This window comes from Nocardioides sp. BGA-UO-ETr-FS32 (assembly GCF_059567905.1).
This window is the reverse complement of sequence record NZ_JCAQOX010000015.1, coordinates 776104-789985: the sequence shown is the minus strand read 5'-3', so window position 1 is coordinate 789985 and position 13882 is coordinate 776104. Positions and strand designations below refer to the sequence as shown.

The 13882-nt window shown below is 65.2% G+C and carries 9 protein-coding genes; 2 read left to right on the top strand and 7 right to left on the bottom strand.

All coding sequences use genetic code 11. From position 1 onward, the window contains the following. Positions 1–181: 181 nt before the first annotated feature. From AC57BS_RS17320 to AC57BS_RS17300, 5 genes are read right to left on the bottom strand one after another with little or no spacing between them, the layout of a single operon-like run. Positions 182–1972: a hypothetical protein gene (locus AC57BS_RS17320; RefSeq protein WP_496412682.1), complete on the bottom strand. Its 1791-nt coding sequence runs from the start codon at positions 1970–1972 to the stop codon at positions 182–184. Beyond that, entirely contained in the window at positions 1969–3069 is a 1101-nt protein-coding gene (locus AC57BS_RS17315; protein ID WP_496412681.1) for a DEAD/DEAH box helicase, read from the bottom strand. Before AC57BS_RS17315 ends, AC57BS_RS17320 begins: the two co-directional genes overlap by 4 nt. Beyond that, the gene (gene drmB, locus AC57BS_RS17310) at positions 3066–4940 is read right to left on the bottom strand and encodes a DrmB family protein (RefSeq protein ID WP_496412680.1); all 1875 of its coding nucleotides are present in this window, start codon (positions 4938–4940) and stop codon (positions 3066–3068) included. Before drmB ends, AC57BS_RS17315 begins: the two co-directional genes overlap by 4 nt. Further along, positions 4940–8182, bottom strand: coding sequence for a helicase-related protein (locus AC57BS_RS17305; RefSeq protein WP_496412679.1), 3243 nt, complete (start codon positions 8180–8182; stop codon positions 4940–4942). The genes drmB and AC57BS_RS17305 overlap by 1 nt, the downstream gene beginning before the upstream one ends. Beyond that, positions 8179–9795 (bottom strand): nuclease-related domain-containing DEAD/DEAH box helicase, encoded by a 1617-nt coding sequence (locus AC57BS_RS17300; protein ID WP_496412678.1) that lies wholly within the window; start codon positions 9793–9795, stop codon positions 8179–8181. Before AC57BS_RS17300 ends, AC57BS_RS17305 begins: the two co-directional genes overlap by 4 nt. 91 nt (positions 9796–9886) lie before the next feature. Between AC57BS_RS17300 and AC57BS_RS17295 the strand changes: the two genes are divergently transcribed. Next, positions 9887–11179, top strand: coding sequence for a sigma-70 family RNA polymerase sigma factor (locus tag AC57BS_RS17295; protein ID WP_496412677.1), 1293 nt, complete (start codon positions 9887–9889; stop codon positions 11177–11179). Positions 11180–11366: 187 nt separating this feature from the next. Here AC57BS_RS17295 and AC57BS_RS17290 read toward each other — a convergent pair whose 3' ends face one another. Beyond that, positions 11367–11594, bottom strand: coding sequence for a hypothetical protein (locus tag AC57BS_RS17290; protein WP_496412676.1), 228 nt, complete (start codon positions 11592–11594; stop codon positions 11367–11369). Between the two features lie 136 nt (positions 11595–11730). Between AC57BS_RS17290 and AC57BS_RS17285 the strand changes: the two genes are divergently transcribed. Next, the gene (locus tag AC57BS_RS17285; protein ID WP_496412675.1) at positions 11731–12669 is read left to right on the top strand and encodes a NaeI family type II restriction endonuclease; all 939 of its coding nucleotides are present in this window, start codon (positions 11731–11733) and stop codon (positions 12667–12669) included. Between the two features lie 38 nt (positions 12670–12707). Here AC57BS_RS17285 and AC57BS_RS17280 read toward each other — a convergent pair whose 3' ends face one another. Continuing rightward, positions 12708–13841, bottom strand: coding sequence for a DNA cytosine methyltransferase (locus AC57BS_RS17280; RefSeq protein ID WP_496412674.1), 1134 nt, complete (start codon positions 13839–13841; stop codon positions 12708–12710). Positions 13842–13882: the final 41 nt, after the last annotated feature.

The window sequence follows — 13882 nt, the reverse complement described above, 5'->3', positions numbered from 1 at the left end:
GCGTTCGTCTATCGCATGCCGGGCCTGATTGAGGCTCTCAGTCCACGGAAGGATGAGATTCGGCTCCCGGATGGCGATCGATCGCGGCGGGACCCAGCCACCAGGTCTGGCGCCCTGCGTCGGGTCGGTGAGCAGCCCCGCGACAAGGCCGAGACGTTGCAGAGATCGCCGGTCCAGTGACTCACCGTCGAGCTGCGAATGCCTCGGTGGCGCGCCGACGCTCCCCACCTGTCAGCGACTCCAGGCGGCGAACGAAACCGTGCTCGTCCACGGCAACCTCCATTTCAATCTCTTCGGAAGAAGAGATGGTGATGAACTCGTCGCCCGTCTCAATCGACGCGCCTGGGGGCATCTGAACGCGGTGCTCGACAGGCCAACCCATCGCCCGCGAGACCTTGATGCGGGTTGCTTCCTTCTTTGCATCGGCGGTCTTCTGATACTTGGACAGCAGGTCCGGCAGCAGGGCGCTCTGCGTGGCCACCTCGACGCCATCGATCTTCAACCACGTCCCGCGGCTGTTGGCGACGAACTGGGCCTTTCCGAGTAACGCGGATCCTCCGCGAGCGACGCGTACGGCCCAGGCTGCGGTCAGGTCGTCCAGCTCCAGCGAGCGGAGCTCGGTCGACTCTCGCGCCAGACCGCGAAGCCGGCCAGCCAGCACAGCTGCCACGACTTGGGTGGCATCGTCGGCGCCGGTCTCCTCGTCCGACCACGCGAGCAGTTGATCGAGTTCCTGACGGAGCAGTACGAGGAGTAGCGCCTTGGCACTGACAAGCGCACGAGCCGATGGGCGGAACGGCTCGAAGTCGACCTCGACATTGACGATCGAACGGACTCGGCCGAGATTCCGGATCATTGCGTCGGCTGCGTCGTCGGTCAAGCCAGCCTTGCGGACTCGCGCCTCTAATGCGTCGAGCACCGCATTGGGGCTCCATGCCTCGGTTACGTCTCGTTCGCCCAGTACCTCATAGGCAGCTCGGAAAACAACATGGTCCGGCACCGCGCTGTCGGGCTGGGGGCGAGTATCACGAGCGGCGTGATCATCGACATCGGACCACGCGAGCCACGGCGGCACAGTCATTGCGGCCGGCAACTTGGGGGCGCCGACCAGCGCCGCCACCAGGGCCAACTGCTCGCCGGAACTGGCTGACCTAACCGCAGCGCTAACGGCTCCACGGATTCGATCAATGCGGCGCCAATCCACGTCGGGAGCAGCCCCGGGCGGAATCAAAGCGTGCGGGTCTGCTGCCTCCGAGTCAAACAGCTCAGGAGTCACCCGCAGCAGCTCGTCGTGCGCGTGAACGTTGCTATAGCCCCGGGCTCGGTGTTCGCGTAGGTCGCGCTCGGACGGGAGGTGAATCGCAACAGCCATTGAGAGGGCGACCGCGGGCACGAAGACGACCGGGGCGTCCGGCTTCAACTTTCCGGCCACGTCGAGCGGGAACTCGACTATGACCGGGGCTCCCGCGCCGCGTTCGGTGGTTACCACTTCAATCTGCGCGGAGGTCGGCGCCTCACGAAGTAGCGGAACCCAGCCGGGGGTCTGCTGCAGCAGGTCGGTGTAGTACTTCTGGAACGACTCACGGGGCGCGACGAGCCGAGAACTCAAGATGCCGTTGAGGTTCATGCGGTTGGTCAGGAAGTACAGCGTCGGAGCAGGGGCGACAGGTTCGCTTGCGGGGGCGGCCCCAGCAGGCGATGACTCGCTCGTTTCAACCAGGCCAGCCGCGAGCGCTGATGGCTCCGCTGCGACTTCGCGCTCCTCGACCGTGAGCGGTTCATCGCGTTGCTCAGCGACCGGCTCTGCGAGCACCCGGGCCGTTGGGTCCGACGAGTCATCGACGGAGTCGTCACCATCGCTGGCGCTCGACGTAGCCTCCGCGGCGTCGGGCGTCTTCGCGGCGTCGAGCGTGGCCTGGCTCTGCTGGTCGTCGCTCGGACCGTCGAATGGAAGCTGATCGTCCTCGGTCACAGTTCGCGCACCAGGCCTTTCACGTCGCTCAGGATCGGCGGGAGTCCCCCACTCCCGCTGTAAGAGAGATGCAGTTCGTCCCGGGCGCGGGACATCACCACGTAGAACATCATCCTCGTTGCCGCCGACGTCGGATCAGCGGAGTGCTGCTGCAGCTCCGGCACGAAGAGCGTGTCGAACTCCAGACCCTTGAGCGAACGGAAGTTCACGATGGTGACGGCGGGGACATCGAAATCGAGCGTCTTGTGCTGCTTGTTGCCCGAGGCGTACATCTGCACCGGCACCGGAAGCTTGCGCTCCTCGAGGAGGCGCAGGAGTCGGTACTGCATCCGCTTGTTCTCGCAGGCGATGCCGATGGTCAGGTTGCTGCGCGCCTTGGCGTAGCGGGCGACGAAGTCGGCCAGGTCGGCATCCGACTCGTAGCGACGCAGGGTCGGCTTCTCGCCGTGCCGGGTCGGCATCTCCGGGATGCCCGTGGGTGTGCCCGAGTAGAACTTGGCCGCCACGGCGGCAATCTCAGCAGTGTTGCGGTAGTTCCGCTTCAACTCGAGCTGCTCGTCCGCACTGATGGCCTTCGCGATCTCGTCGAGAGTCGTGTTCTGGTCGGACAACTGCTGGTTCTCGTCGGCGAAGACGGTGATGTTCTTGGTGAAGAATCGCGTCAGCCTGAAGAACCCGAGCGACAGATCCTGTCCCTCGTCGACCAGTAGGTCGGCAAGAGCGCCGGGGTCTGGTGGCGCCGCGAAGAACTGGCTGGTCACCTCCGCCCAGTCGAGGGCGTAGGAGTTGCCCTCCAACGTCGGTGGCTGCTGCTTGAAGTGCTCGCGCCAAAACCTCCAGATCCAGCTGTGGAAGGTCCGGACGAAGCCAGCGACTTCGAGCGTGTCGGCTGCCTGCGCGGTGTACTGCTGCAGGACGTTGTTGTACATGAGCAGGGCCGGCTCACGGTCGTCGAACGTCAACACCTGCGCTCGGTAGAGCGCCATGACCGACTTGCCCGTGCCAGGCGGACCGGAGACGAGATAGTTGCCATCCAGGTCGAGGTTGTAGATGAGGTCTTGCTCTTTGGAGAGATCCTCGAAGGCCGGCAGTCTCACGAGATTCCTCGGATCCCTTCGCCGGCTGCTTCGACAGCTGCGTCGAGCACGTCCTGGAAGAAGCCGGGCACCTTGTCACTCCCGACGACGAGGACCCGGTCGAGTAGGTAGTTGCCGCTTTCGCAACTCGTCTCTGCGACCAGGGTGCAGGCGTGACACGCCGCGAAGTTGAGGCTGGCGAAGGTCGAGGCAAGGTTCTCGCTGCAGAGAGGATCGGACGAACACCACATGGCGTCCTGGAGGGCCTCCAGCACAGTGCCCTGCAACTGCGGCGGCTCGCCTTGGCGCACCAAACCGCCCAGCGTTCCTTCCGAGTCTCCCGCGGCGGTGTAGATCAAGATGCCCGCCTGCTTGGAGGCGCCGCCGGGATCCGATGCACTTCGGGCGTAGACACGCTCACGGAGGCTCGTGGCGGCATAGCCGGACTCGAATGCGAGCCGACGAATCAGAAGGTGCGCGAACGTGTGGAGGAGGACGTACCGAGGCGCCAGGACCGGACCGGTGCGCTCACGCAGTCGCGGCTCCATGAACGACGCGTTCAGCCGCTTCTCCAGCTCCAGGACGCGATCACGAACCGCGCCCTGCTCCTCCCAGACAGCCAGGCGCCCCTCGTCCAGCGAGAGGAAGATGCCCTCGCCGCGCACGTCGATGGCGGGCAGCCAGTCGACCGTGGCCTTGTGGTTGAGCGCTACGGGCACCAGCTTGTCGCTACCCGCCGGGGTGACCCGGTGGAACCCTTCGAGGGCTCGCACTTCGCGGAGGCGGTCGGCCAGCACCACCTTGTCGACTCGGTCAGCCAGGAGCGAGGTGACCTTGGTCTTGGTCGTCTGCACCAGGTCGACGTGCCGGGTACGGAAGTTCGGGTCGTCGGAGTTGTCGAGCTCCGTCAGGAAGGCCGCCCATTCCTCTCCCAGGAGATCACCCGGCGTCGCCTCGACCGTGGTGGCCTTGCCGGCCTCACGCTGTTTCTCGTCACGGACCAGGCCCTTGACGTACTCAGGCGTGACGTCGTGCGCCTTGACCAGGGTCTCGACCATCATGTCGAACATCGGGGCGTCCTCGTTGACGCCCAGCAGCGGCCGGAAGAAGTCGTCCGCCTTGATCGCGAGGGCCTTCTCGCTCTGGGAGTCTGCCCGTGAGGCGTTGGGGATCTCGATCGACGAGTGCACCAGTGGGAAGTAGACGTTGGAGGCGCCTCGCTGAACTGCCAGCGGCACCTCGTCGCAGTCCGCGCGCTCGTCCCAGCGCTGCCAGGGCTGCCGGCCAATACAGGTCACGCCGATCGACTTGAGCGATCCCTTGCTCGTGATGCCCATCAGGTTCCGTCGGCTGTGGCAGCTGTGGCAGTGGACCTGGAGCGTGTCGAGACCACCGGCTCCCTTGCCCGAGACGGACTCGAAGAAGAGGTTGTCCTTCTGACACTGCCGCGCTTCGGGGTTGGTGTTGCGTGAGTGAGCCCATCGCTTCCAGTCCAGATCGTCCATGTGCCCGTTCGGACAGATCTGGATCCAGCGCATGGGCACCAGCTGCTTCTTGCCGGGACAGCTTCCGCAAGTCGGCGCCTTGTCCGATTGCTCGAGCGCCCGCGTCCAGCGAGTCATGCGTCGGCACTTCTGGCAGAACAGCCACGCTGGGAAGCGGGCGTAAGGCACACCTGCGGATGGAGCAGCCCAGGCATTACTAGCGACGGCCGGGGCAGCGCGGAACTCCGAGACACCGAGGACAGCGGCCAGCCGATCACTCTGAATCCGTTCACCGCGCGGACCCCAGCGGAAGGTGTCACACGCGACGAGCGACTCACCCTGGAGATCGAAGATGGCGCCGACACCGAACGGGACGATGGTCTGCGACTGCCGAATCTTGCGTTGCATCAAGCCCCCTTGGCGGCCGCGCCGCCGCCGCTGCGCGCGACCTCGATGAGCGACTCCATGTCCACGTTGCGCATCGATCCGAGCGTCTGCCAGCCGACCGCCTTGGTGTTGAACTGACGGATCAGGTTGATCTGACCCTTGCCGTTGGGCTTGTAGTACAGGAGCTTGCTCTCCTCGTCAGCCCGTTCAGCGCGCTCGACCCAGTCCTCGATGAAGTGGTCGAGGTACTGCTTGGCGCCCTGCTTCTCACGCGGCTCGACGCGTTCGACGACGTCGACCAGCTTGGCGGCCATGTCCTCGACCTCGGGCCGTCGGTCCAGGATCTTGCCCGCGCTCCCGTCCGACTGCATGCCCAGGCGATGGCGGACCAGGATGACCAGTGCGGCGTGGAGAGCGCGGTCACGCGACGGCGGCGAGTACGGCGTCACGCTCGTGGGCTCCACGTGGCGATACAGCGCCGAGTGGAAGGCACGGAAGTTCTCGTAGTGCGAGCGATCGCGCGGCTTGGTTGAGCGGAACAGCCCGAAGACCAGACCCGGGGCCGTCGAGCGACCGACTCGGCTGGTGGCCTGGATGTACTCGGCTGTCGCCTTGGGTTGCCCGTTCACGAGCATCAGACCGAGACGCGGCACGTCGACACCGACCGACAACATGTTGGTGCTGGCAAGGAAGTCGATCACCGAGCCGCTCGAAACCGGCAGATTGAGGCGCTCCAACAGGCGGGGCTGCAAGGCACGCGGTACAGACGACGACAACTCTTCGACGTCGTACTCGCGGCGGGGCCGGCCGACGACCAGGCTGCCCAGCCGGGCATTGATGTCGTCGCGCGCGATGGTGACGGTACGGCCGAGCTCGCGGAGCGAGCTGTGGTAGGCCACCACCGTCCAGTAGGCGTCTTGGGCGTCCCCTGTCAGACCGAGATCCACCGGCGCCTGCAGCAGCGCCGTGCCGGTGTGCACGACGGCAGTGTCAGATGTGTGACCCTGCGCCATCATGCCGACGTAGAGCCGCCCCGGTGTCTTCTCGTCGGCACGGGCGAAGTAGGAGTCGTCGGCGTCGATGCCCGACGGCGGGAACAGGTCGACCCGCCGCCCGAAGAGGCCCAAGATCTGCGCGGAGGCGCGGCGGATCGTCGCCGTACTGGAGATGACCTTCGGCGGACGGTCATCGACCTCGCACAGCAGATTGATCGCCGCCTCGTACAGACCGACGGTGGTGCCGAGCGGTCCGGTCAACAGGTGCAACTCGTCCTGGATGATCAGGGTCGGTGGGCGGTTGCCTGCGCTGCGACCGAACAGCACCCCGGACTCGGGCACCCACGCGAGCTGCGCGAACTTGTCGACCGTCCCCAGCAGGAACGTCGGGGGCGCGTCGTAGAGCCCGTCGTCGATGACCTGCACTGGGATCTGCTCGTGGAACTCGCACTTGGTCGACGGGCAGTTGAACGCGAACGAGCGGTCGGTCGACGTGACTCCGTAGAGGGCGTCGTTCTCATGGTGCTCGCGCGGGATGATCTCAGTGCCGCACCAGGGACAGCGGTCGAGCAGGAACCGCTCGTCCGTCTCGCCGGCATCCCGTAATTCCTCGAAGCGCTCACGTGCCTTGGCGTACCGGTTGGGCGATGTCGCTTCGCCGACCCAGAGTCCGACCGAGATCGGCTCGTCGCCCAGATCGGAGCGCTGGCGGCGCAGGTACTCGCACGCAGCCGTGGTGGAAGCGGTGCGCTTGAACTGGTCGGCGGTCAACAGCGACAGCGTGTACCGACTGACGACAGCAGTGCCACCGCCCGTGTCACCGAGCACCAAGCGGCGGCGGAAGATCTCGAACGCCGCGACGAGCAGATACGCCTCGGTCTTGCCTCCACCAGTCGGGAACCAGATCAGGTCGACGACCTCGCGATCGTCGTGTTGGTCGTCGACCAGCCCACGCAGCGTCGTCAGGAAGAAGCCGAGCTGGAAAGGTCGCCAGCTCGCGCCCGGCCCGTAGGTCGTGGGCATGTCGGGAGCCGCGCCAAGCGGTCGGCGGGAGCCCGCCATGTCCTTCTGGCTGTGGCGCATCTGGATCAGCATGGCGCGGTTGGCCAACCGGAAGGCCTGCAGAACCTTGACCCGATCCGGATGGTCCGTGAAGACGCGAGCCCCGTCGCGCATGCGCTCCAGCGCACGCTCCAAGCGCTTGATGATCGGGGCGGTGGCTCCCTGGTAGCGATCGTCGAGTCCGGCCGCTTTCTTCTTGACCTTGCCGATCCAGTCTTCGTACGGATCGATGAACGCATTCAGCTCGGCGTGCAAGACATCCGCCGAGATCGCCTCGTCGGCCAGCCAGGCGACGTCTAACGCCTGCGCGGCGTCACCGTCGGCACTGACCCGCGGCACGACGTGCGACGGCATCACCTCGGAGCGCACCGAGGACACGACGCCGTCAGTGGTCGACCACTCCGGGGAGCAACCATGCCCAATCGCGTAGACCTTGGCGTCGCGGTGGATGAGGCGGAGCTCGTCCTCCTCCGGGTCATGAGACGCCAGTGCAACGCTCGGGTATTCCAGCACCTGGAACCCAGCTGGCACCGTCACGTCGAACTCGACCTGCATGAGCATCTCGTTCCAGTGACGCTCCGGCCGCTCGTCATCCGCCTTGCGCGCGTTGACCAGCGTGATCGTGACCAGCGAGCCATGCGGGTAGCTGCGCCAGCGGACGTGCACCTCTGCCTTGTCGCCCCAGACCTTGGTGGGCTCCTTGTCGGTGGCGCTCACCTTGACGGTGGCCTCATCCAACTGGTGACGACGCCAGATCTTCGAGGAGCCCTTGACCTTCTGGCGTGGATCCTCTTCCTCGAGCTCCTCCGTCGCCCGACCCTGAACCGACAGCTCCTTGAGCGCTTCCTCGGCGACGGCGCCACTGAGCGTCTCGTACTCGGCGGCGCGGGCCCGCACGCTGAGCTCAGGCGCCGTCGTGAAGAACGACAGCCCCTGAGAGGCAGGCAGGAAGTCGTTTGCCGCCGAGACCGGGTCGTCGCTGAACTGACTCTCTTCGCCGGTGTCGGTGGCTGAGGTCTCGTCGCGCTCCTCTCCCTCTGCCTCGACGTAGCCCTCGAAGGCGACCTGACGCGGGAACAGGATGCCCATGAGGTAGCGACGGTTCGGGGGATCGAAAATGATCTCCGCCGGGCCATCAAAGGGGCCGACCAGTTGGCGCCTGACGTAGGCCACGAAGTCGTCTCTGGTCTGAGTCAGGTCGGTCATACGGCTGCCTTCTTGTATGCATCCATCGCACCATCGAGGTGCTGCTTGAACAGCTCGCCGAGCTGTTCCTTTACGTGTGGCGAGGTCGCCACCCAGAGTCCGGCCCGCGGTCGGCTGAGGGCGACGTAGAGCAGGTCCAGCTCGGTCTCGGTGGTGACTGATTCGATGTCGATCACGCAGACGAAGCGGTTCTCCATCCCCTTGATGTCCATCGCCGACGACCAAGTCATGCCGCCCCCTGGCCACACCGACGCGAGTGCGGGCGACATCTGTGTGAGTCGTCCCTTCCGAGCAGCGCGCAGACCCTTGGCGACCGAGGTCCCCCACTCACCACGCAGCGACACGATCGTGATGTGCTCGGGGGCTACCTCTTGCTCCGCGAGGGAGCGCAGGTGCTTCTCAAGGGCCGCCAGCTCGGCTTGCTGGTCATCGACCGCGACAAAGGCGACCTCAGGACCGGTGCCAGCGGTTGCCACTCCGGTGTCGGCGCCGGTGTACGCCCGGGTCTGGAAGGCAATCTCACGAGTGTTCCGGCAGTTGAACTTGAGCGACGGCTTCACCGGTCCGAACGACTGGACGTAGGCCAGCGCGTCCGGGTCGAAGTCGCCGTACAGGTGCGCCTGGCTGTTCTGATCGAGGAACATCGTCCAGCGGCCGTCGGCCCAGCCGCCGACAACCGCCTGCTCCAGATCCTCCAAGATGTCGAAGGTCATGAGGTCTTGCGCCTCGTCGACCACTAGCACCTCATACGGCGTCACGTTGCCCAACTGCGAGGCCGCCCTGACCTCGACCGCTGTGCCCTCAAGCGTCCGCGTGGCATAGGCCGCCAGCACCTCGCTGCGGCAGGTAAAGAGCACTCGCTGACCGAGGAGCGCCTGCCGGCGAGCCACCTCGGCCGCGAGGAAGGTCTTGCCGGTACCGGCACCGCCGCTGCAGATGACCCTAGGCTCATCGCTGATCAGGTCGAGCCGGGCGTACTGCTCATCGGTCAGGCGAACCATCGCCGCGTCGAGCAGGTTCGCCCGAGCGTCGAGAAGCGGTGAGCGGTCGAACGACGGCCGCAGATCCTGCATGAGCCGAGCGTGCAGTTCCTTGCCGATCGGGAACTTGTTCGCCTGCTTGCCGAGCCAGTACTTGCGCGCTCGGTCGATCGCCTTCCCGATGCCACGGTTGAACGGACCTCTGCCGCAGTAGGTCTCGTCGTCCCACTCGAAGCTGCTCGCAAGATCCACGTCGGGCGTGACGACGAGATAGCCGAACGCCACGTCGTCGATCTCGACGCCAAGACGCTCCTTCAGGCGCTCCCGCAGGGCATACATCGCGGTCTGAACCTGCTTGAACGGGCCCTCGCGCGACGTCCGCCGGTGACCGGCTCGATCGCTGTACGTCCACAAACCATCACGGCAGGAGACCTGCCCGCCCTTGACCTCGACCGCGAGGATCAGGTCGTCGAGGATCAGCACGAAGTCGAGCTCGGCCGTCAGCTTGTATTCGTGGTCCGGCAGGTTCAGCGAGTGCAATGCAGCACCACTGAGCGGGCTGCCCGCCAAGGCCTCAAATACCCGGCGCTCGGAGGTGGTGATCTCCTCCGTCCCGAGTTCTGTCGGCACCATCCGCAATGATCTGCTCCGTAACGTTCGTGTGACGCCAATAATGCCGGTGTGAGTCCGCTGCTGGGGCGTTTCGGAAGGAGGTGGGGCCAATATGGACATCGAGTACCTGTCCCGTGTCCTCATGCGCCTCCGCCCCTTCGTGCGCGACGGAGTCATCCGCCGCACGCGCCTTGAGCGAGTGCTCGGAACCCTAGAGACACCCTCCGACGTAATCCGGCCAGAGGTGGAGCGCCTGCTTGCCAAGGCGAAGATCCGGATCGACGAGGAGCAGGTCCAGGCGCCGGCCCCGGTCGCGCCACCAGCTCCTGAGCAGCCCCGCCAGGCGGAGCCCGAAGAGGACTCAGTCGACGGTCCTCCCGTCCCTGAGGCGGGGCGGAGCGAGCCCCTCGACTGGAGCGAGCGCCAGTTGGCGGTGAAGGCTGCCTGGAACCGCATCACGGCGGATCGCCATGTCGCCAACCACGCGTCGATCCTGCTGACGGCCCAGCAGGAGGTGGGCCTCGCCATCCTCATCCGGGGCCGTGAGGGTCGACCGCTGGAGCAGGGTGAGTTCGCCTCCCTGACAGGCGAGTCGCGCGAAGCGGCTGAGTGCCTGTTCCTGCACAACCAGCGCCTGGTGCACTCGGTGGCGAAGAAGTACCCGCAGACCGGCATGAGCTACGACGACCTCGTCCAGCACGGCATGACCGGCCTCATCCGCGCCGTCGAGCTGTTCGACCCCGCGCAGGGCAACAAGTTCTCGACCTACGCCATGTGGTGGATCCGGCAGTCGATCACGCGAGGCATCGCCAACGAGGCGAGGCTGATCCGACTGCCGGTCCATATGGTCGAGAAGCTCAATAAGGTGTGGGGCGTTCGGGCGCGCCTGATGGTCGGCGGCGAACCGCCGACCCTGTACCAGCTGGCGCGAGCCTGCGAACTCGACGAGAAGCAGGTGCTCGAGTGCCTCCGGCTCGGCCCACCGGATCTGCCGTCGCTCGACATGAAGATCGGCGATGGCGAGGCGACGCTGGCGGACGTGCTCGACATGGCCGACCCGGAGCTCGACCCCTCACACCAGGTCGAGTACCTGCTGCTGCAGGAGCAGCTGAGCGCTGTCCTCGACACGCTCAGTGAGCGCGAAGCCGGCGTCATCTCGATGCGCTTCGGGCTGACCACAGGCGAACAGATGACCCTGGACGAGATCGGCAAGGTCTATGGCGTCACGCGGGAGCGCATACGCCAGATCGAGTCCAAGACCCTCGATAAGCTCAAGCACCGCTCTCGCAGCCAGGTGTTGGAGCCCTACTTCTACGGCGGGGGTAAGCGACCGCGTCCGAAGCCAAAGCCGGCGGATGGCGAGGCCGCTGACGCGGAGGGTGAACTCGTCTCCGCTACGGCGTGAGCGTCTTCGGCAGGGGACGGCGACGACAGCCCACCCCACAGCCAGGAGATGTCCGACCAGCGTCGGTGTTGAGGCGATACTTGTCGTCACGGTTGTAGGCGCGCACTAATTTCGTCCGAATCTTTGTCGCCCCGGCGCAGTCGCTCGTCCGTTACTGTGACCAGCGCTGACGCTGGCACGTCAGCAGCTATTCGCAGTTCACCGAACCGATAGTCCCGGCGACAAGGTCGTTCTCCCGCACAAGCATCCACACCCCGTCCGCGAACTGGATCTCGTAAAGGGGACGATCGTCGGGACGGCCGTGTAGCTCCTCCAGGCGGTTCATGGCGAAGTACTGATCACCGTCCCGTTCGAGCGCGGCTGCGTCACGGGTGACACGCGCTCTGAACGTGCCGATGGGTTCTGACCGCTCCATGGAGCAAGTGTCCCCGCGCGCGCGTGTACGGCCAACCACTGGTGCGTCCGCTGTGGAGATCACGTCCCGACAGGCCTCAGACGGCTCGTTCCGGCATTCGCCGTCACCCCAGGGTCTCGATCGATAGGTTTCGGTCGTGCCCCGAGTTCCGCAGCCACCACTCGCCCAGCCAGGGGACGAGTGTGTCTCTGATCGATCGGGCGAGCCCCACAAGATCGCCCATCCCGACGACGACGTCGAGATCCAGCAGGTTCTCGCGTGGCTCCAGAGCACACCCGTCGACCAGTTGATGACCGGTGCAGTCGTCGAGGCGATCGAGTACGTGTTGGACGGTGCCAGGACATTTCGGTTCGACCTTGATTCGCCGGAGGTGGATTCCGACGAAAGACGCACGGTCGGAGTCAAGCTCCAGTACCGGATACTCGAGGCTTTCGGACTTCCGAAGGAGCGGCCGCTCGACACCACCATTGTCGGCATTCCCGTCGAGTTGAAAGCCACAATCGGCGGGAACTGGGCCATTCCACGGGAAGGCCAATGCGAGATCTGCCTGTTAACGCAGGTCGACCCCAAGAACGACCGCTTCCGGGTGTTCCTCATGCGCACCCACCGGCGGTGGCTGAACGAGGGCAAGAACCAGGACGCCAAGCGCACGATCCGCGCAGACGCTCGCGACACCTTCGCAACCGTCGTACTCGACTGGACGCCCCTCCCACGCAATCCGCTGAAGGATCTGACGCCGGAACAACTCGCCGTCGTCTTCGAACCACGAGTCGGCATCAAACGACGCGTGACCGCGCTCTTCGGCTTTCTTCCCGAAGTGGTCATCCCTCGCTTCGCGATCGAGACCGTCGCCGCCATGGCGAAGGACCCCCTTCGGCGCGCGCGACAAGCCAAACCGGACGTCTTCTTCAGCCACGAGCTCGTGGTCCTGATGGGGACCTGGACACCTCAGCGCGAACTCGCTGCGCGCCGCGGCTTCGACTTGTCAGGAGACGCGTGGGTTGCGATTCGCCCGGAGACGCTTGGGGCCGACTACGAAGCAGCCAAAGCGATGATGGAGCGGACAGGCAACTGATCGAGCGGTAGGCACCGCGGATTGTTCCGCCTTGTCATTCAGGAGATGTAGGGCTTGACGTGACGTGCGATCGCGCGGGCAAGGCCCGACGGGACGGCGTTGCCGATCTGTTTCGCGATGGCGATCTTCGATCCGACCCACAGATAGTCCCGCGGGAAGTCCTGGATCAGTGATGCCTCGTAGTGCGTCACGACCCGATTGACCGACAACTTCGGGTCTCCCTTAATGAACCTCAAGTCGTCACCGCGACGTTGTTTGCCCGGCACCCACTGCGGGTGCAGATAGGCACCCTTCTCAGGCTTGAAGAACTCGGTACGGATCGTGTGCGACGGGAAGTCCCAGCGCATGCGGCCCATGACGTCTGTGGTGCCGGTCGGCTTCTCTCGCCAGCAGCGAGGAAGGAGCTCCGTCGGCACGTCGAACCTGCCGCCGCCCGGCGGAACGTACGAGTATCGCTCAAGCGACAGCGGATTCGGGTTCCGCCGGAAGTGGACGTCGAGCCCTTTGAACACTCCGGGCATCGCCTCACCGAAGAACTCTGTGAGCGAGTCAGGCAGTTCGGTTGAGTCCGGTCGGGTCGGAAGTCCCTCGATGACATCCCGCACCGTCTGCCAAGGCTTCAACCCATTGGCACCGTCTCGAGCGTGGGTGGGTGCCGGCAGCTCGATCTTGCCGACTCTCGAGCCGATGACGATCGTGCGACGCCTGCGCTGGGACACGCCGTAGTCGGCCGCATTCAACACGCCGTACGAGATCTCGTAGTCCTTCAGTAGGCCGTGCTCGACCTCCCCGACAAGCATCTGGAACTCGGGCGACTTTGCGAAGCGATCGACATTCTCGACCACGAATACCTGCGGGCGGGCAGTTCGGATGAATCGCATGTACTCACGCCAGAGCTGATTTCTCGGGTCGTCGAGCGCCTTGAGACCCAGGTTTGAGAATCCTTGACACGGAGGGCCGCCGATCATCAGATCCGCGGTCGGGATCTGACTCTCCTTCACCTCTGCAATGTCACCAGGGATGACGTGGTCCTCACCCCAGTTGGCCGCGTAGGTGGCGGCAGCGAAGCGGTCCCACTCGACGGCGAGCACGGGCTCGAAGCCCTCGCTCGCGAAGCCGACCGTCATGCCACCGCAGCCGGCGAAGAGATCGATCACGGTGGGCTTGGTCATGGCATCAGATGGTAGGTCTCGGCACCGACATTTCTCGCAGC